We start from the raw sequence: 19,533 nt of genomic DNA, 5'->3' as shown, positions 1-19,533 counted from the left end.
TGACTCCCCGACAGATGACAGCGCAGGCGCTAAACCGGTGACACACTACCCGCTGGCGTGTTTACGGGAGAGAGAAGTTGAACGCATTACTGTACGGACTGGTCGTGATTATCTGGGGCACCACGTGGATTGCCATCTTTTTACAACAAGGGCCTGTCGCTGCCCCGGTGTCTATTTTCTGGCGTTTTGCTGTCGCGAGCGTCACGATGCTGGCGATTCTGCTGGTCACCCGTCGCCTGCGCCCGCTGGCCCTACGCGATCACCTGTTCTGCGTGTTGCAGGGTTGCTGCGTATTCTGCTTTAACTTCTGGTGTTTTTACACTGCAGCGGCGCACATTAATACCGGCCTCGAGTCAGTCATTTTTTCCATGGCGGTGCTGTTTAACGCCATAAACGGGTTTATTTTCTTCCGCCAGCAGCCTCCGGCACGTTTCTGGCTCGCCGCCGTTCTCGGTCTGGCCGGGATTGTGACCTTGTTCTGGGACGATCTGCTGCGCAACGGGCTTAATGCATCGCTGCTGTGGGGTATCGGCCTGAGCGCGTTGGGAACCTACGGCTTTTCGCTGGGAAATATGCTCAGTATGCGCCACCAGCGTCGCGGTCTGGAAACCCTGACTACCAACAGCTGGGCGATGCTGTACGGCACGCTGGTCATGGGTGCGATCGCCCTGCTGCGCGGTGATGATTTCACCCCACAGTGGACGCTGAGCTATATGGGAGCGCTGCTGTACCTGGCCTTGTTCGGCTCGGTGATTGCTTTTGGTGCCTATTTCACGCTGGTTGGCCGGATTGGCGCCGGTAAGGCCGCCTACAGCACGCTGCTGTTCCCGCTGGTTGCCCTGACCATCTCGACCTTTTACGAAGGCTATGTCTGGCACGGTAACGCGGTGGTCGGGCTGGCGCTGATTCTGGTGGGTAATCTGGTCATGTTCGCCCGCCCTGAGCAGTGGTTCCTGCGCCGCAGGCTGGCGTAATCTCGCGATTTTCGACTGAAAAAAGGCGCCTTGAAAGGCGCCTTTTTGGCTATCAGGCCAGGATTTCTATTTCTGTGTCGGGTCAAATTTCACGGCGTCGATCGCCATATCATCAATCACCTGCTTCAGCGTATCGGCTGTCATCGGCGTATTTTCGTTAGCCAACGCTTTCCCCTCGCCTTTACGCACCACTTTAACTACCGGTTTGTTGGTCTTCGGGTCGATCAACTCACCTTCGAAATAAAGACTGGTATCCATCGTGCGATGCCCGGTGGCCATCTCCGTACCTGCCACCACCATCGCGACCGGAATCACTTCATAGAACTGCAGCCCTTCTTTGCTCGAATCCACACCGGTGATGGCGCCACGGAAAATCAGGCTACGCGGACCAGGTTTTGTCACCAACGGTTTACGCTCGGAAATCGCCTGTTTCATCTGCTGGTTGGTGTAATTGAGAATATCGCGCAGCGCCTTTTCTCCGACCTGAGTAGATGGTTTAGGAATCGGATAATAGGTGATCGGGTTATAGACAACGTTGTCATAGTTTTTAGGATTGTAATCCGGAGAAATCCAGCGCAGTTCCGGTTTACCAGAAGCCGACGTTGTTTCTTTTAAATTTGAATAGTCTTTTAAGAAACCAGAATATTTTTCAGGGGAGGCAATTTTTGAGGCACAGCCCGCGAGTGCTAACAGGCCAGCAAGGGATGCTATTTTAAAAATGAAATGAGTACGCATGTGTGAATCCCTGTAAATGCAGTTGTCGGCGCGATTTATAGCAAACTACCAGACTAAGTTTTGTGACAAAAAAAGGGATCCGTCAAACGTTTAAAAAAATAAATCCGCCACGGTGGGCGGATTCACATTTCCAAATTATTTTATATCAACCTGATAGAAAATATGCTTGCCAAAAGGATCGATTTCATAGTCAGAAACCGTATTGCGAACCGGCTCAAAGATAGTTGAATGAGCAATCATCACCGCCGGCATTTGATCATGCATCATTTGCTGTGCCTGTTTATACAGCGCTTCTCGCTTTTGCCGATCGGTAATCGATTTCGCTTCGGCAATAATATGGTCAAATGGCGGATAGCACCATTTTGCCGAATTCGATCCACCGTTCGCCGACTGACAGGTAAACAACGGTCCGAAGAAGTTGTCCGGGTCGCCGGTGGCGGTCGTCCAGCCAATCAGCGCCGCCTGGTGTTCACCGTCTTTGACACGCTTGAGGTATTCACCCCACTCATAGGTTGTGATTTTAGTTTGCACGCCAATCTTCGCCCAGTCGGCCTGAATCATCTCGGCCATACGTTTGGCGTTGGGGTTATAAGGACGCTGCACCGGCATCGCCCACAGGTCAATGGTCACAGGCCCGCTGAGGCCCGCCTCCTGCAGCAGCGCTTTCGCTTTTTGCGGATCGTAATCGTAATCTTTTAACTCGCTGTCGGCACTCCACACCCCCGGCGGCAGCAGGTTTTTCGCGGCAGTGCCGGTACCGTGGAATACCGCTTCAATGATTGCCGGTTTATTAATCGCCAGCGCCAGCGCCTGACGAACTTTGACATTATCCAGCGGCGGCTTTTGGGTATTAAACGCCAGGAAACCGGTATTCAGACCCGCCTTACTCATCAAGGTAATGTTTTTGTTTTCTTTCATTCTCGGCAAATCTGCCGGGTTCGGGAACGGCATCACCTGGCATTCGTTCTTCTCCAGTTTGGCGTAACGCACCGATGCATCCGGGGTAATACTAAATATCAGGCGATCAATTTTTGCTTTCCCCTGCCAGTACTGCGGAAAAGCCGTAAATAAAATACGGGAATCTTTTTGGTATTGCGCCAGTTTAAACGGCCCGGTACCAATGGGGTCGGAATCGACACGCTGCGGCGTGCCGGCTTTTAGCATCGCATCAGCATATTCCGCGGACAAAATAGAGGCGAAATACCATGCCAGGTCGGCGACAAACGGCGCTTCGGGACGAGCTAAGGTAAAACGCACGGTATATTCATCAGGCTTATTAATTGCGGTAATTAACTGACCAAACTCGAGGCTTTCGAAATTTGAGTAATTACCGTTGGAGACATTATGATAAGGATGCTGCGGATCTTTTTGCCGCATAAAAGAGAAAATCACGTCATCGGCATTAAAATCGCGGGTGGGAGTGAAATATTTATTGCTTTGAAACTTCACCCCTTTGCGCAAATGGAAGGTATAGACCTTGCCGTCTTCACTCACCTCCCAGCTTTCCGCAAGGCTAGGCTGTAATTCGGTGGTGCCGACTTTAAAGTCGACCAGGCGGTTATAAACCGGCACCGCGCTGGCATCAACGCTGGTACCCGAGGTATAGAGTTGGGGATTGAAATGCTCCGGCGATCCTTCGGAGCAGTAAACCAGCGTCTTTGCGCTCACGCTGGAACCGAACGTGAGCGCCGTTAATGTCAGAGCAAGCGTGGTGAGTTTGCGTTGCATAACGTTTCCTTTTTTAATTTGTCAGCTAATGAATAGCTTGTTGTTTTCCATCCCATACATAACACTAAAGCCAGATTGCAAACACCTGAAAATATAAATAAAGAAGGAATCACTATGTCATCACCTCTCGCCAGCCAACTGACCCAGCGCTTCTTCCGCTATCTCGCCATCAGCAGCCAGAGCGACGCGCGCGCCACCACGCTGCCCACCACGCCGGGGCAGCATGACATGGCGCGTGAACTGGCCGATGAGCTACAGCGTCTCGGCCTGGACGATATCGTGATCGATGAACATGCCACCGTTACGGCGGTGAAAAAAGGCAATGTTCCGGGCGCGCCGCGGATTGGTTTTATTACCCATATCGACACCGTTGACGTTGGGCTCTCACCAGATATCCATCCGCAGATTTTGCGCTTTGCCGGGGAAGACCTGTGCCTGAACAGCGAAAAAGATATCTGGCTTCGGGTGAGTGAACACCCGGAAATCCTCGCCTACCCGAATGAAGAGATTATTTTCAGCGACGGCACCAGCGTACTGGGCGCCGATAACAAGTCAGCGGTGACGGTGGTGATGACGGTGCTGGAAAACCTGACGGCGGACCATCGCCACGGCGATATCGTGGTAGCCTTTGTGCCAGATGAAGAAGTCGGGCTGCGGGGGGCGAAAGCGCTGGATCTCAGCCGCTTTGCCGTCGATTTTGCCTGGACCATCGACTGTTGCGAGCTAGGGGAAATTGTCTATGAAAACTTCAACGCCGCTGCGGCAGAGATCCGCTTTACCGGCGTGACCGCCCATCCGATGTCGGCGAAAGGCGTGCTGGTGAATCCGCTGCTGATGGCCGCCGATTACATCAGCCATTTTGACCGTCAGCAAACGCCGGAGCATACCGCCGGGCGCGAGGGATACGTGTGGTTCAATGGGATTCAGGGCGACCAAAACCGCACCCTGCTGCAGGCCAGCATTCGTGATTTCGACCGCGACAGTTTTTTACGCCGCAAACAGCAGATCGGCGAGGTCGCCGAAATCATTGCCGCCCGCTACCCCACCGCCAATGTCGAATTCTCCATCAGCGACACCTACAGCAATATCAGCAACGCCATTGGCGACGACCGCCGGGCCATTGACCTGATGTTTGAAGCGATGGAGAGCATTGGCGTTACGCCGAAGCCCACACCAATGCGCGGAGGGACCGACGGGGCAGCGTTGTCTGCCAAAGGCCTGCTCACGCCAAACTTTTTCACTGGCGCGCACAACTTCCACTCAAAATTTGAGTTTCTGCCGCTGCGCGCCTTCGAAGCGTCATACCAGACCGCGATGCAGCTGTGCCTGCTGGCGGCCCGTTAAGCCGGCTTTTGCGCCAGCATGGTGGCAAAACGCAGCTTGATGCGGTTGCCGTCGGCGTCGGTGCGGTGCAGTTCGCCCACCTCTTCGTTATATCTGAGGAACGTCCAGCCGGCGTAATAGCGCCGTAGTTCCTCGGATTTAAAGGCAAACGGGAAGCCAACGGTGCAGGGATAATCCTCGGTATCCATCGCCGCAACGATCAGGTTGTAGCCGCCCGGTTTGGTACAGCGCTGCATGTTAGCGATCAAGCCTGGGATGGTTTCCGCCTGAAGGAACATCAGCACCACGGTGGAGAGAATAAAGTCATACTCGCCGTCAAAACTCAGGGTATTAAGATCCTGCACCGCGGTTTGTAAATTGTTCAGCCCTTCCGCTTCGCGGATCCCCTCCAGCGTGCTGATGCTCATGGGGTTTTTATCCCACGCGGTCACGTCATAGCCGTTGGCCGCCAGGTACAGACTATTGCGCCCGTTGCCACAACCCAGATCGAGCGTCTTTCCTGGCGCAACCTGGGTGGCGGCGTACAGCACTTCAGAATGGGTGCGGGTCAGGCCGTATTTGTCAGTAAAGTAGTTTTCGTCACGGATAATCATAATGAGTCCTTGTTTTTTAATAAGCTCGCCCGGTCGACGCGAATCAGCAGTTTACCCTGCACCAGCAGCAGAGCGGTGCGAACAAGCAGCAGCCCAATTACCAGATTGGTGAAGACAAACAGCGGGATCGCCAGGTAATGGAAAAAGCCGTCCGGGTGGCTATGCCCGAGATGCAACCCGGTGCTGGCCAGCGCGGAAATACCAAATGAGAAGCTCCAGAAAGAGGCATTGAACGGCTGCCGGACATACCACGGGATCAATCGCAGCATAAACAGCAGCTGCAGCAGACCATAGCCAAACAACAGTTTGGCGAAGGTATCCGCCTCCCCGCCGTTGACGCTTAGCCAGGCGCTACAGGCCACCAGCGCCGGGGCCAGTTGAATACCCAACGAGGTCCGCAGCGCGGCGGGCAGCTCGTTGTGGCTACGCAATCGTTGCAGGATAACCGGCTCCAGACTGAGCCATGAGAAAACACCGGCGCCAAGAAAGACCAGTCCAGCGTCGGTAAAACCCAACGCGCCGCAGGCCATCGCGCTGATGAAATTGTTGGCGACCGTCGGTAAATAGAGACCTGGCGTCGTTGCCTCCGCCGGGTGCTTGCCCCGCCACAGCCCGGCGCTTTGCCAGGCGGCGTACCCCAGTTGCAGCACCACGCCGATGGCGAACAGCACCAGCGAGAGCGGGCGCAGCCACGGCACAAAGCCGATTGCCACCAACATGGTGGTGGCCGGGAACAGGCTGACGAAGCTGCCGGCGATCGGGTGCCGGGCCTCCTGCAGGACGCTCCACGGAAAGCGCAGCGCGCGCAGAATAAATGCCAGCGCCAGCAGCGCCCAAATTACCGCCGCCAGGGCCACCAGGCCATCTCCGACAGCCCGGCTCACTGGCCAGATAGTGCTGGCGTAACGCCAGGCGAAGCCCATCCCAATAATGCCCAGTACCATCCCGAAATAGCCTGCAGGTAAATTCAGGGCCTGCTGTCCCTGCTGTTTATTATTCATTTTGTTTAATTTTTCAATTTATCTTTAAGGTGCATTTTAAAAGAACCTTATAAAACGCGCTACGGCATTTTTTGCTATGTTTATGTTAAGCAAAAGTAAAGAGAAGCCTTGATGAACAAATATCGTCTTAGCGAGCACGTTCGCCTGTTTCACTATCAAGAAGACGGCATTAAACATAGCGTAAATCTGCGGCAAATTGTGGCCTTACGTGATTTTGCCGACGTGCAGGCCGGAAGCGAAGGCGGCTGGCTGGACGAGGAGTCGGCGCTCAGTCATGAGGGCCACTGCTGGATCTATGACCCCAACAGTGCTGTATTTGCCGGGGCGCGAGTGGAAGGCAACGCGCGGCTCACCGGCACCTGTATCGTCAGCCATGGCGCGCTGATCCGTGGCGAGGCGTGGCTCGATCATGCCGAGGTCAGCTATCACGCAGAAATAAGTGACAACGTCACGGTTGAGTACTCGCACATCCGTGGCTACTGTCGTCTGGCGGATCGCGCGCGTATCCTCCCCCACTGCCTGATCGTTGCCGCTCAGGGTCTGACCGCCGACCGCGACAAGTATCTGCAAATTTATCAGCGGGCCACCGTCAGCGCCTCACGTATCGTGCATCAGGCACAAATTTACGGAGATGCCTTTGTCGAGCACGCCTTTGTCGAACATCGGGCGGAGATTTTTGACCATGCGCGGCTGGAGGGTAACGATGACAACGATGTCTGGATCTGCGATAACGCCCGGGTTTACGACCATGCGCGGATCATCGCCGGGCGCGGCGAAGATGCCATTCCAACCCTGCGTTACAGTTCACAGGTGGCGGAGAATGCGGTGGTCGAGGGAAACTGCGTGCTGAAACATCGGGTGATGGTGGGCGGTCACGCCAGGCTCTGCGGCGGCCCGATCTTGCTGGATGACGAGGTGCTGATTCAGGGCCACGCCTGTATCAGCGGCGATGTGGTGATCGAACACCAGGTTGAAATTGGCGACAGCGCCCATATTGACGCACGCCACGGCGATGCCATCCACCTGCGCGGCCGCAAAGTGATCAACGGCAGCAGCCATATCACCCGCACCCCGTTGCTCGGCTCGCTATAGTAAGTCACCCGGCGAAGGCAAAATGCCGCCAGCCGGGGAAACCGCCCTCACTCCCCGAGGCTATCGACAATCCGCCCGTAGATATTCTGGTCGTCGTAGCTGCCGTTCAGGTACTCCGCCTGCTTCAGGCACCCTTCCAGGCTGAAACCGTTGCGCAGCGCCACCTGATTGCTCTTGTGGTTCGCCACCCGGCACTTAATCACAAAGCGTCGCACTTCACCGCGGCGCGCATAATGCTGGATAAAGGCCTCCAGCGCCTGCGAAAGCAGCCCCTGCCCCTGGTGATGCTCATCAATCCAGTAGCCGATATAGCCGGTCTTATTCAGCGGTTCAATCTGGTTGAACGACAGCACGCCGACTATCTCATTCCCGACAAACAGCAAGAACATTTTGGCGTAGCCGCGCTGATGCAGCATGACATTACCCTGCACATGACGGCGGGTTTCATCCTCACTGCTCACCGCCGCGGGCCAGCTTAAAGCATGCTGCAACCAGTGTTTATTTTTTTCAACCAGCTGGTGTAATTCGCTGACGTAGCGTTCATCCACCGCGCGTAGCGTCAGCTGGTCAGTTACCGGGATTTCTTCTGGGACGGGAGGGGTTTGGTCAGACATAGCGCTCTCTCACGGCAACGTTCCTCCACTACGGCATCGCGCCGCAGCGGAGGAACCTGCAATTATTTCATGACCCGGTCATCAACGTAGCGTCGTTCGTCCGGTGCCGGCGGGAAATACTGATACAACCAGGTCTCACTGATCGCCGCACCCTGACAGCGCAGGAACATGCGCATTTCCACCGGGTCGGTGGAGTCATTGGTGGGATACCAGTCAAACTGGATGCGATAGCCGTCGAACGGCTCAACGTACAGAATCTCGACCTGTTTCGCTTCACCGTTAGAGAGCGTAATCACCGGCTCAATGCCACGCGGGGCCGCGGCTTTCAGATCGCCGCCGACAAAGTCGATGGCAAAACGACGCGCCCACTTGTCCGGGTAATGCTCGCCCGGCGCCCAGCCTTCCGGGAAACCGCCCATACCGGTACGGGTTGCCATCACGCGGGCCAGCGGTGAACGCACCGGCGGCTGCGCGCTCCAGTACAGGCGGTAGCTAAAGTCCAGCTCATCGCCGGCTTTGATAGCTTTTTCCGGCTGCCAGAAGCAGACGATGTTATCCAGGGTTTCACCGGTGGTCGGGATCTCCATCAGACAGACGGCCCCTTTGCCCCACTGGTTGCGCGGCTCGACCCACAGGCTTGGACGTTTGTTGTACCAGCCCATGATGTCCTGATAATGCGTGAAATCACGGTCAAGCTGCAGCAGGCCAAAGCCCCGCGGATTTTTGTCCTGGAAGACGTTGAACTGCAGCTTTTGCGGGTTATTCAGCGGGCGGCAGACCCACTCGCCGTTGCCACGCCACATCGCGAGGCGATCGGAGTCGTGGATCTGCGGGTGGATGGTGTCGCACATCCGGCGCTCGTTGTTGCCGCAGCTAAACATACTGGTCATCGGCGAGATGCCCAGCTGTTTGATATCTTTGCGGGCATAGATGTGGTTTTCCACATCCATAATCACCTGCGTCTCCTGGCAGTTGATCACGAACTTATAGGCCCCGGTGACGCTCGGGCTATCAAGCAGCGCGTAAACGGTGAAGACCGTGGCGCCCGGTTTAACCGTTTCGAACCAGAAGGAGGTAAAGTCCGGGAACTCTTCCGGGGTGTCGGTAAAGGTATCGACCGCCAGGCCGCGTGCGGAGAGCCCGTACTGATAAGTGCTGTCAACCGCACGGAAGTAGCTCGCCCCCAGGAAAGCGACGATATCACGACGCGCCAGCTCCGGTGCTTTAAACGCACGGAATCCGGCAAAGCCGAGGTCGGTCTGCCCCACCAGTTGCGAGGTATCGACGCCAGCGTCGTTATAGTTAAACAGCTCCGGGCGGAAGTGAATTTCCCGAGCCTGTTGGGTCTGCGTATCTAACGAGAACATGCGCACGCGACGGCGGAAACCCATACCGACGTGGAAAAACTGAATGTCCAGTTTGCGCTCGTCAATATTGTTCCACAACGAATGTCCCGCATCGTACTGGATGCTGTTGTAGGCCTGCGGAGTCAGGTTCGCCAGAGTCGGCGGCAGCGCGCGCGGCGCCCCTCCCCACGGCTGACGAGAGAGATCGTGCGCCATTGATTGCAAAACGGAAAAGTCAAAACGGCGCGTCATCCCATCAGCAATGCCCGAATCTTCGGCAAGCGCGGCGTTAGAGAAAAGTGAAGCGACTCCTGACGTGCTGCATACGGCGGCAACAGCCATGGAAGATTTGAGAAAACGTCTGCGATTCATGCCTGAGAAAGCGTCCTTCTGTTGTGTCAATTGATACGCAACGCGACAAACAGATGCGTCGTGAATTTCGCCCACTCTAGACAAAAACGATTGATAATCCAATTGTTGTAAGTATAAAAATGATGAATATTTTAACTGACAAAGCCCCCGATGCTTTTACGCTACGGGGGCTGACGGTTTATTTGACGCTGACGTCAATACCCGGGAAATATTTGGCCGCCAGACGGGTGATGGTGCCATCGGCACGCACCTTATCGATAGCCGCATCCAGTTGCTTTTTAGTGGCCTCATCGCCTTTACGCAGACCGTAGCCGATTCCGCTGCCGAGAATGGTGTCGTCAGCCACCGGCTCACCGATAAAGCCGAACCCTTTGCCCTGCGGCTTGCTGAGGAAACCGGCCTGTCCGGCGGCAGACATCACCAGCGAGGCGTCAATACGACCGTTCAGCAGATCCGCCCACGCCATATTCTGATCTTTGTACGACACCACCGTCACGCCGTGTTTTTCCCAGTGCTCTTTGGCGAAGGTTTCCTGAATCGATCCCTGCAGTACGCCGATGGTTTTGCCTTTCAGCCCTTCCGGCGTGGCCTGCATACCGCTATCCGCTTTGCCTACCAGTTGCGAAGGGATACGGTAAATCGGCTGGGTGAAGTCGATACTTTTGCGCCGCTGCTCGGTGATATTCATCGCCGAGTTGATGGCGTCGAACTTTTTCGCCACCAGCCCCGGGATCAGTGCATCAAACGAGGTCTCTTCCCAGCGACATTTCAGCCCGGCCGCCTGGCAAATCGCATTTCCGAGGTCAATATCAAAACCGACCAGTTCCCCTGCCGTGTTACGGCTTTCAAACGGCGGGTATTCGGCTTCCACCCCGTAGCGCAGCTCGCTGGCCGCCAGCGAAGAGAAGGTACAGAACATCCCCAGTGCAAGAGTGAGGGCTTTAAATTTCATCGTGGGGCTCCTTAACGCGGCTTAACGTGACACAGTGCCTGGGCACCGGCCAGTAATGTGGCTTCATCTTTAGCAAAAGAGAGGCGAATCAGTTTGTTATCAGTACCATCAGTATAAAACGCTGACAGAGGGATCGTCGCCACCCCATAATCGGTGATCAGTCGCTTGACCATTTCGCTGTCGCTTTCATCGCTGAAGTGGCTGTAATCGGCGAGCATGAAGAACGAACCCGCACTCGGCAGCAGCCGGAATGGCGAATCGACCAGCAGTCGCTGGAGTAAATCACGTTTCTGCTGATAAAACGCCGCCAGCGACAGCCAGCTTTGCGGGTCGGTCATATGCCCGGCAAAAGCGTACTGCATTGGCGTGTCGGCGGAGAACATCAGGAACTGGTGGACTTTGCAGATCTCGTCCATCAGTGCCGCAGGCGCCACGCAGTAACCGACGCGCCAGCCGGTCACGTGATAGGTTTTGCCAAACGAAGAGATAATAACGCTGCGCTCTGCCAGCTGCGGATGGGTCGCCATCCCGTGATGTTGCTCGCCGTCAAAGACCACATGTTCGTACACTTCATCGGACAAAATCACGATGTCGGTGTTGCGCGTCAGGGCCGCCAGCTGGTTTAAATCCTCCCGGGAGAATACCTGCCCGCTGGGGTTGTGCGGCGTGTTGACGATAATCATCCGCGTACGCGGCGTGATGGCGGCACGCACCTCATCCCAGTTGACGCTAAAATCCGGTACCGTCAGCTTGATGGCGACCGGCGTGGCCCCCTGTAGACGAACAATGGGTGCATAGCTATCAAAAGACGGCTCGAAGTAGATAACCTCATCGCCCGGATGCACCAGCCCGCCAATTGCCGAGTAGATCCCCTGGCTGGCGCTGGCGGTGATCAAGACTTCACTATCGACATCGTAGCGGGTGCCGTACAGCGTCGCGATTTTTTCGGCAATACGCTCTTTGAGCACCGGCAGGCCGGTCATCGGCGCATACTGGTTGTGCCCGGCTTCCATTGCCTGGGTGACGCCGGCGATCAGCCCGGCATCGCAGGCAAAATTGGGGGCGCCCTGAGAAAGGTTAATGGCCTTATGTTGGGCGGAAAGTTGACCGATCACGGTAAATATCGTGGTGCCGACATCCGGTAATTTGGAGCGGGTTGTCACCGGGGAAGTAAGACTCATAGCTAATCCTTTCTCATTTTAATTGCATAACCATTCAATCCAAAGCGCTACCCGGCGACAAACGAATTGTTGTCATAGTAGCCATGCATTTTGATCATGCCTTGAGAAAAGAGACGGCCAGCAGACGCTGGCCGGAGGGGAAAATTACTTGCTGGTTAAGGTGTTAAAGCTGGTCATCAGGTTACGGTAGTCCGGAATATGGTTAGAGAAAAGTGTCCCCAGCCCTTCCACATCATTGCGCCAGTCGCGATGTAGCTCACAGGCGGCACCAAACCATGACATCAACTGCACCCCGGCCTGCGACATACGATCCCAGGCGGCGTCACGGGTTATCGGGTTAAAGGTGCCGGACGCATCGGTGATAACGAAGACCTCATATCCCTCTTCAATCGCCGACAACGCGGGGAATGCCACGCAAACCTCGGTGACCACCCCGGCGATAATCAGCTGTTTTTTGCCGGTGGCTTTTACCGCCTTGACGAAATCTTCGTTATCCCAGGCGTTAATATTTCCCGGGCGGGCAATATAAGGGGCATCCGGGAACTGGGCTTTCAGCTCCGGCACCAGCGGGCCATTGGGGCCGTTTTCGAAACTGGTGGTCAGGATGGTCGGCAGGCCAAAATATTTCGCCATGTCCCCCAGCGCCAGTACGTTATTTTTGAATTTATCCGGGTCGATATCGCGCACCAGAGATAGTAACCCGGCCTGATGATCCACCAGCAGAACAGCTGCATCATTTTTATCCAGACGAACGTAGGGTTTAGCCATGATCTCTTCCTCATTTAATTATCAGGTTATCCCCGCCAGCACTCCTGCGCTGGCAGATGCTTACAACTCATGGCAAATCATAGTTCAGTTACTGTCGGAGGATTAGCCGTCGAAACCAGAACGGATTGTCCCATTCTCTGAACGAAGCTGGCATACTGCCTATGATCAAATTGCATAGCTGGAGCAACGATGTCGCGAAGCGCCCTGCCTTTTCATGCCGTGGAAACCTTTCTGGTGACCGCCCGGCATCTTAATTTGACCCATGCCGCGCGTGAGCTGTGCCTGACCCAGGGCGCGGTCAGTCGCCAGATCGCCGCGCTGGAGGCCTGGTTTGGTTTTGCACTTTTTGCCCGCCACGCCCGCGGGCTGCATCTGACTCCGCAGGGCAGCGCGCTCTACCCGGAACTCCAGTCGGCGTTCAGCCAGCTGGTAGCCGTGGCGGAACAGGCGCGGCAGCAACAAACCGTGGTGCGCCTGAAGGCACCGACCTGCGCCATTCGCTGGCTGGTTCCCCGCCTGGTGGCTATCGAGCAGCGCCATCCGGAGCTGCAGATTGCGCTCACTACCACCATGGAACATGGCGTGAACTTCAGAACTGAACCCTACGACGCGGCAATTGTGTTCGGTACCCAGCACAGCGCTGGCGATCTGCTGTTTGAGGAGGCGTTGACGCCGGTGAGCAACGGCAGCCTTGCCTGCGACGACATCCTCAGCGACGTCACCTTTTTGCACCCAACGCGAGATAAAACCGACTGGTCGCTGTGGCTGACCACCTTTTCGCCGGACACGCCGCTGGCTATGCGTAAAAATCAGCACTTTGACACCATGGATCTGGCGATCACCGCCGCCATGCAAGGGCTGGGGATCGCCATGGCGGATGCTACGCTGGTGGCGGAAGATGTGCGGGCGGGTCGCCTGGCGCGCCCCTTCCCTTTAAGTGTGAAAACCGGCGCCAGCTACCGGCTGGTACTCCGCCACGTGCCAGGCAAGGCAGAGGGGCTGACGCGCTTTCGCGAAGAGTTGCTTAATCCAGCGTAACGTGGTGGCGCATGACCCGGCGGAATAACGCCAGCCGCGCGCGCATAAAACGGTTTTCCAGTTTAAAACCGGCTCGCTTATGCAGCCCGATGCGCAGCAGTCGGTCCCGCCCACGCTGACAGGCCGGCCAGCGCACGACACCCGGCAGTTCGCGACAGTGGTGCCCCGCCAGGCGCGCAAAATTGACCCAGTAGTTGGCAACTTCGGCGGCAAAGGCGTTATCGTCATCGTTGGCATAGGTACGTACCGGTTCGGAAAGCCTGAGGGTATCAAACACATACGGTACTTCATCGCCGTGCCAGGCCCCGTGAGGGCTGGTTTCCTCGGCGCCCTGCGGAACATAGTCAAACCAGTAGCGCCAGCACGGCTGACCTACGCGCTGCTGGGCCTGCATCACCACATAACCCAGCGTGGTGAACGCCATATCGCGGCACACCTCACGCCCGAGGTTTGCATCCCCCTTTACCCCAGGATAGAGCAGCTTGATCAGCCCCAGACCCAGGCGTCGTTCGCGGCGCAGTTTTTGGATCTGCCCGGCGATATCGACGCCAAACACCGCCATCACGCTGGCTTCATCGCTGTTCGAACCAATCATCACCGGCAGCGGATGTTGGCGACCGGCAAAAAAGGCCTCCAGCATCGGCTGGGGCAACACCGCATCCCCGGCGATCGGTGCAGGGCCGATGGTCAACGGCGCGGTCAGCGACCAGAACGCCTCCGCCGGGATCGCCCGCAGCTGTTGCGCGCTGGCCTCAGGGAGCGAGAAGTGTTCGGCTACTCGCTGCCCCTTCTCCAGCGCCTTTTCACGCGGCAGGTCCGGCAACGTATAGCCGCTCTGAACAATGGCTTTATGGAACAGGCCGCGGGATTTTGGCGACACCATCAGCGACAGCACGCTGCGCGCACCGGCCGATTCACCAAACAGGGTCACGTTGGTGGCGTCACCGCCGAAGGCATGAATATTCTCCTGCACCCACTGCAGCGCCGCGATTTGATCGAGCAGGGCAAAATTATAGACCCGCTCGCCATCTTCCCCTTCCAGCGCCGGGTGGGCAAAGAACCCCAGATGGCCAAGCCGGTAGTTGACGGTCACCACCACCACGTCGCGCCCCGCCAGTGCGGCGCCATCGTATGGCGGCAGGCTGCCGGCGCCGATCGTAAAGCCGCCGCCGTGCAGCCAGACCATTACCGGCAGCGGTTGCGAACGCGTCGCCGGCGCCCAGACGTTCAGGTACAGGCAGTCTTCAGAGAAACGGCCTGGATCGCCGCCGCCCAGCTCGCGGCAGTATTCAATATCCTGCCAGCTGGCGGGGGAAAAGCTGGTGGCATCGCGCACGCCCTGCCAGCGCGCGGGTGGCTGAGGGGCGCGCCAGCGTAGTGCGCCTACCGGCGGCGCGGCAAAGGGGATCCCGCGCCAGATGTGGATCCCCTGTTCGGTGGTTCCGGATAACGTCCCTTGCCGGGTGTTAACCAGCGGAGTCGACAACGTCTGCATGACCTGATTCCTTTTATGGTCGTCAATGGTTCATGTCAGCAGAGTACCGATTTCAGAGCAGACCGCAACGGCGTTTGCTGCGCTCCTCCGCCTGTTGGTAGAGGGTGAACTCATCCAGCACCGGGCAACCGAGCGCCGTTTCGAAGGCCTCGCGGCTGGCATTGCCGTGGCTGCGGGCCTGGGTTTCATTGCCAAGATTCGACTGAAAAATCCCGGCGGCGCTCACCGGTAAAAAATCTTCATAAATAATCGGTTGGGCGATAAGCCAGCCGCGTTCAATGAGCGGTTGCGGATCGTCACCGTGACCGAATGCCTGACGGTGGGCTTCCCCCGCCGGCGTCAGACGGTAGCGGAACCACGCCAGCCCCTGCTGACGCAGCAGGAATTCGCTGTCCGGGAACTGGCTGAACACCTCCTGCAGATGGCGCTGGTGATTCAGGTTATCTTTGCCAACACCGGCTTCGTTCAGCAGACGATCATACAGCGCACGCCCCTTCGGCGTTAAGGCGATCCCGCGCTGCTCTATTTCGCCAAATCGTGCGGTGTGGGTGCCTTGCTGCTCTCCGTTAAACATCACCGGCTCTTCAAGGGCTTTAAAACTGGTCTGCCGCAGTAAAATCGGCACCTCGCGGCGCGGCGGCCCTTCGATTAACGCTTTCGGGACGATCCCGCACTCGGGCATCAGCGACTGCACCCGGTCGATATCGAGAGTACGCGGCGTCAGGTGGTTAATATGGCAGCCGGGGAAGCACACCACATCGGCAATCAGGCGGTGTTCATTATTCAGTGCGTGATAGCTCTCGGCATCGACCGTCGCATGGCTGTGCCAGCGGAAGGTCTCCAGCGCCTCGCGGACAAACTCCCGGGCTTCGGTGGCGGTAAAGCTGCCCTGCCGTTCATGCCTGGCGATCAGCTCGCGGCAACGCGGGGTGAAGATGTCGCGTCGGGCCAGGATCTCCGCCGCCCGCTGGCGCAGTTCGGCGCTGGCAATCAGCTCCAGGCGCAACAGCGAGGTAAAGATACGGAACGGATTACGCGCCAGCGCCGCATCATCAATCGGGCGAAACGCCGTGGAATGCACCGGCACACCCGCCTGCGATAAATCGTAATAACTCACGGGGAACATCCCCATGATGGCAAACATCCGGCGCAACGTCGCCAGCTCCTCCGCCGTACCGACGCGAATTGCGCCGTGGCGTTCCACATTCAGCCGCGCTAGCTCGTCCGCATTAGCCAGTTGTTCATGGAGTTTCGGATGCTGCTCCAGCACCGCCAGATTTACGTCCGCCACCAGCTCCAGTAACGTCCCGTACTGTGGAACTTCCTGCTGGTACATCGCCGACATTGCCTGCGAAAAGTTTTCCCGAATCTCATCAGCCGTGATGGTGTTCGCCATGATGCCTTACCTCCAGTGGATACTTCCTGGAGTGTAGAGAAGGCCGATGGCGGCGGCGGGAAGAATTTACAAATTGTGATGAGGATAACCTGCCTCCCGCTTTTCTGCCGCTTGTTCCATAACGTAAAGTTATGCTAAACACCCTTTAATTTCACTTTAAATTAACAATACATTTACACACACTGTTTCTGGCGATAACACAATAAGAAGCCCCTCTACCGATAGATACGGAGTCCGTACCCTATGAACGATAAATGGTCACCGCGTGAGGTTATTCATCGCGACTATAATAACCATCCCCCGGCTTACGCACCGGGCTACAAAACCAGCGTACTGCGCTCGCCGCGCAATGCCCTGATCTCGTTGCAAAATTCGCTGTCTGAAATTACCGGCCCGGTCTTCAGCCATGACGATCTCGGCCCGCTGGATAATGACCTGATCCTCAACTATGCCAAAGAAGGTCTGCCGATTGGCGAGCGCATTATCGTCCACGGCTACGTCCGCGACGGCTTTGGTCGGCCGATGAAAAACACCCTGGTGGAGGTCTGGCAGGCGAACGCCGGCGGTCGCTACCGGCACAAAAAAGATCAGTATCTGGCCCCCATCGATCCCAACTTTGGCGGCTGCGGGCGAGTGCTGACGGATGAAAACGGTTATTACTGTTTCCGTACCATCAAGCCCGGCCCCTATCCGTGGCGTAACCAGGTCAGCGACTGGCGTCCGGCCCATATCCACTTTTCCCTCTCCGGGGATGCGTGGGCGCAGCGCTTGATCACCCAGATGTACTTCGAAGGCGACCCGCTGATTAAGCAGTGCCCGATCGTCAAAACCATTAATAACGATGACGCGGTGCGCACGCTGATTGCCGAACTCGATACCCACGCCGCCGTGCCGCTGGATTGCCTGGCCTATCGCTTTGACCTTGTGCTGCGCGGCCACCGCGCCACGCTGTTCGAAAACCGCACTCAGGGGGCTGCCCGATGAAAGACTATTTAGCCGAAACCGCCTCGCAGACCGCCGGTCCTTACGTGCATATTGGCCTGGCCCCCGAGGCCGCCGGGTTCCATATTTTTGAAAAGAACTTCGGCCCTGACCTCACTACCGCCGATACCGAAGGCGAACGTATTACGCTTGAAGGCCGTGTGATCGACGGTTCCGGAACCCCGGTACGTGATGTGCTGCTGGAGATCTGGCAGGCCAACGCCGCCGGGCGCTATCACCACCCTGACGATCGCCAGCAGAGCAAAAAGGTCGACCCGGCATTTCGCGGCTGGGGCCGCAGCTGCTCCGACTTCGCCAGCGGGATCTGGCGTTTTGAAACCATCAAGCCCGGCGCCGTGGTCGGTCGCGATGGCCGCATGATGGCACCCCATATTAATGTCTGGGTAGTGGCGCGCGGGATCAATATCGGCCTCAACACCCGGCTTTATTTCTCTGACGAGCAGGACGCCAACCATAATGACCCGGTACTCAATCTGATTGAGTGGGAAGTGCGGCGCCAGACCTTGATTGCCCAACGCGAAGTGCGCGGCAACGAGACTGTCTACCGGTTTGATATTCACCTGCAGGGTGACAACGAAACCGTCTTCTTTGATCTCTGAGCGATTACCCGCCTGATTTGCCCCGACCTGCGTCGGGGCGTCTGTTTTTTGTGCAAAATGAAAAAACTTGTAATACATCAAGGTGAAATGTTAATAATATTTTGCTATCAGGTTATCAAAATTCAATAACTTCGCTTGTCACCTATGCAGCTCTGTTTTTAACATCGATTATGGAAAAAAATGGTCTTTTCAGTCAGCGCATTCGCTTGCGCCATTTACACACTTTCGTGGCCGTCGCTCAACAGGGAACTCTGGGGCGTGCGGCTGAAACCCTCAATCTCAGCCAACCTGCGTTATCTAAAACGCTCAATGAACTGGAACAGCTGACCGGCACGCGACTGTTTGAACGCGGACGCCTCGGGGCTCAGCTGACGCTGGTCGGCGAACAGTTCCTCACTCATGCGGTAAAAGTCCTCGATGCCCTCAATACGGCGGGCCAGGCGCTCAATCGTAAAGAGGGATTGAATAATGACGTGGTGCGCATTGGTGCGCTGCCCACCGCCGCGCTGGGGATCCTGCCAACGGTGATTGGCCAGTTCCACCAGCAGCAAAAAGATATCACCCTGCAGGTCGCTACCATGAATAACACCATGCTGTTGGCGGGCTTAAAATCCGGTGAAATCGACATTGGTATCGGGCGGATGTCTGACCCGGAGTTGATGAGCGGCCTGAACTATGAGCTGCTGTTCCTCGAATCCCTGAAGCTGGTGGTTCGTCCCGGACACCCTTTATTGCAGGAAACGGTTACGCTTAGTCGGGTGATGGAGTGGCCGGTGGTGGTGTCACCAAAAGGGACCATCCCGCGCCAGAATGCCGAGACCCTGCTGCAAAGCCAGGGGTGTAAAATCCCCGCCGGCTGTATCGAGACGCTCTCCGCTTCGCTATCACGCCAGCTGACCGTCAACTATGACTACATCTGGTTCGTCCCTTCTGGTGCGGTTAAAGACGACCTGCGCCGGGGCTTGCTGGCTTCCCTACCAGTCCCAACCCAGGGCGCAGGGGAACCCATTGGTATTCTGACCCGCGTGGACGCGACCTTCTCCTCCGGCGCGCAAACCCTACTGAGCGCCATTCGCAAATCGATGCCTGCCTGACGATCGCCGGATAACGCGCTCTGCGCCTTATCCGGGCTTCTCCGAACCTGCCCTTAGGTCTCCCCCGCCGCGCCTAAAACCCTCGTGACCCATGCCCCCCGAGTGATGGCGAAAGCACCAAAATAATCAATTAATGCGCAATTATTTTTTAACAATTGCATCAGGTTCATTAACAGTCATATCATTGCTTTTATTTCACCATATGGTTC

The 19,533-nt window shown here is 56.6% G+C and carries 18 protein-coding genes; 7 read left to right on the top strand and 11 right to left on the bottom strand.

The window, feature by feature from the left end:
* Window positions 1–77 precede the first annotated feature (77 nt).
* Window positions 78–974 carry a DMT family transporter gene (locus ACMYSO_RS00825; protein ID WP_434585004.1) on the top strand — a complete coding sequence of 299 codons (897 nt, stop codon included), beginning with the start codon at window positions 78–80 and terminating at the stop codon, window positions 972–974.
* Window positions 975–1,040: 66 nt separating this feature from the next.
* Here ACMYSO_RS00825 and ACMYSO_RS00820 read toward each other — a convergent pair whose 3' ends face one another.
* Complete coding sequence (locus ACMYSO_RS00820) at window positions 1,041–1,709, bottom strand: DUF3313 domain-containing protein (RefSeq protein WP_434668801.1); 669 nt, start codon at window positions 1,707–1,709, stop codon at window positions 1,041–1,043.
* Window positions 1,710–1,844: 135 nt separating this feature from the next.
* Window positions 1,845–3,437: an ABC transporter substrate-binding protein gene (locus tag ACMYSO_RS00815; RefSeq protein WP_434668800.1), complete on the bottom strand. Its 1,593-nt coding sequence runs from the start codon at window positions 3,435–3,437 to the stop codon at window positions 1,845–1,847.
* Between the two features lie 114 nt (window positions 3,438–3,551).
* Between ACMYSO_RS00815 and pepT the strand changes: the two genes are divergently transcribed.
* Window positions 3,552–4,781, top strand: coding sequence for a peptidase T (pepT, locus tag ACMYSO_RS00810; protein ID WP_434668799.1), 1,230 nt, complete (start codon window positions 3,552–3,554; stop codon window positions 4,779–4,781).
* On the opposite strand, the gene tehB is transcribed toward pepT, so the two are convergent.
* Together tehB and tehA are read right to left on the bottom strand one after the other, a co-directional pair.
* Window positions 4,778–5,374, bottom strand: coding sequence for a tellurite resistance methyltransferase TehB (tehB, locus tag ACMYSO_RS00805; RefSeq protein WP_434668798.1), 597 nt, complete (start codon window positions 5,372–5,374; stop codon window positions 4,778–4,780). The two genes, pepT and tehB, sit on opposite strands and share 4 nt — an antisense overlap.
* Window positions 5,371–6,375, bottom strand: a complete 1,005-nt coding sequence (tehA, locus tag ACMYSO_RS00800; RefSeq protein WP_434668797.1) for a dicarboxylate transporter/tellurite-resistance protein TehA — start codon at window positions 6,373–6,375, stop codon at window positions 5,371–5,373. Before tehA ends, tehB begins: the two co-directional genes overlap by 4 nt.
* A gap of 111 nt (window positions 6,376–6,486) precedes the next feature.
* Between tehA and ydcK the strand changes: the two genes are divergently transcribed.
* Window positions 6,487–7,467: a YdcK family protein gene (gene ydcK / locus ACMYSO_RS00795; protein ID WP_434668796.1), complete on the top strand. Its 981-nt coding sequence runs from the start codon at window positions 6,487–6,489 to the stop codon at window positions 7,465–7,467.
* Between the two features lie 47 nt (window positions 7,468–7,514).
* On the opposite strand, the gene rimL is transcribed toward ydcK, so the two are convergent.
* The 5 genes from rimL to ycaC form a co-directional block, all read right to left on the bottom strand.
* Window positions 7,515–8,081 carry a 50S ribosomal protein L7/L12-serine acetyltransferase gene (gene rimL, locus ACMYSO_RS00790; protein ID WP_434668795.1) on the bottom strand — a complete coding sequence of 189 codons (567 nt, stop codon included), beginning with the start codon at window positions 8,079–8,081 and terminating at the stop codon, window positions 7,515–7,517.
* Between the two features lie 62 nt (window positions 8,082–8,143).
* The gene (locus ACMYSO_RS00785) at window positions 8,144–9,799 is read right to left on the bottom strand and encodes a glucan biosynthesis protein D (RefSeq protein ID WP_434668794.1); all 1,656 of its coding nucleotides are present in this window, start codon (window positions 9,797–9,799) and stop codon (window positions 8,144–8,146) included.
* 178 nt (window positions 9,800–9,977) lie between these two features.
* A complete protein-coding gene (locus ACMYSO_RS00780; RefSeq protein WP_434585011.1) occupies window positions 9,978–10,751 on the bottom strand; it encodes an ABC transporter substrate-binding protein in 774 nt (257 codons plus the stop codon).
* 11 nt (window positions 10,752–10,762) lie between these two features.
* Entirely contained in the window at window positions 10,763–11,932 is a 1,170-nt protein-coding gene (locus ACMYSO_RS00775; protein WP_434668793.1) for a pyridoxal phosphate-dependent aminotransferase, read from the bottom strand.
* A gap of 144 nt (window positions 11,933–12,076) precedes the next feature.
* Window positions 12,077–12,700, bottom strand: coding sequence for an isochorismate family cysteine hydrolase YcaC (ycaC, locus tag ACMYSO_RS00770; protein WP_123754157.1), 624 nt, complete (start codon window positions 12,698–12,700; stop codon window positions 12,077–12,079).
* Between the two features lie 189 nt (window positions 12,701–12,889).
* On the opposite strand from ycaC, the gene ACMYSO_RS00765 reads away from it, so the two are divergent.
* On the top strand, window positions 12,890–13,738 hold the full coding sequence (locus ACMYSO_RS00765; protein WP_434668792.1) for a LysR family transcriptional regulator: 849 nt from the start codon (window positions 12,890–12,892) through the stop codon (window positions 13,736–13,738).
* Here the strand turns inward: ACMYSO_RS00765 and ACMYSO_RS00760 are convergent.
* Both ACMYSO_RS00760 and hglS read right to left on the bottom strand, forming a co-directional pair.
* Entirely contained in the window at window positions 13,725–15,233 is a 1,509-nt protein-coding gene (locus ACMYSO_RS00760) for a carboxylesterase/lipase family protein (protein ID WP_434668791.1), read from the bottom strand. The two genes, ACMYSO_RS00765 and ACMYSO_RS00760, sit on opposite strands and share 14 nt — an antisense overlap.
* A gap of 52 nt (window positions 15,234–15,285) precedes the next feature.
* On the bottom strand, window positions 15,286–16,629 hold the full coding sequence (gene hglS / locus ACMYSO_RS00755) for a 2-oxoadipate dioxygenase/decarboxylase HglS (protein WP_434668790.1): 1,344 nt from the start codon (window positions 16,627–16,629) through the stop codon (window positions 15,286–15,288).
* A 243-nt stretch (window positions 16,630–16,872) separates the two neighbouring features.
* Between hglS and pcaH the strand changes: the two genes are divergently transcribed.
* The 3 genes from pcaH (at window position 16,873) to ACMYSO_RS00740 (ending at window position 19,324) form a co-directional block, all read left to right on the top strand.
* Window positions 16,873–17,613: a protocatechuate 3,4-dioxygenase subunit beta gene (gene pcaH / locus ACMYSO_RS00750; protein ID WP_174508820.1), complete on the top strand. Its 741-nt coding sequence runs from the start codon at window positions 16,873–16,875 to the stop codon at window positions 17,611–17,613.
* The gene (pcaG, locus tag ACMYSO_RS00745; protein WP_434668789.1) at window positions 17,610–18,230 is read left to right on the top strand and encodes a protocatechuate 3,4-dioxygenase subunit alpha; all 621 of its coding nucleotides are present in this window, start codon (window positions 17,610–17,612) and stop codon (window positions 18,228–18,230) included. The genes pcaH and pcaG overlap by 4 nt, the downstream gene beginning before the upstream one ends.
* A 170-nt stretch (window positions 18,231–18,400) precedes the next feature.
* A complete protein-coding gene (locus ACMYSO_RS00740) occupies window positions 18,401–19,324 on the top strand; it encodes a LysR substrate-binding domain-containing protein (RefSeq protein ID WP_434585016.1) in 924 nt (307 codons plus the stop codon).
* Window positions 19,325–19,533 lie beyond the last annotated feature (209 nt).

The organism is Klebsiella sp. B345 (assembly GCF_051131735.1).
Taxonomy (GTDB): domain Bacteria; phylum Pseudomonadota; class Gammaproteobacteria; order Enterobacterales; family Enterobacteriaceae; genus Klebsiella.
This window is presented reverse-complemented; position numbering and strand designations above follow the sequence as displayed.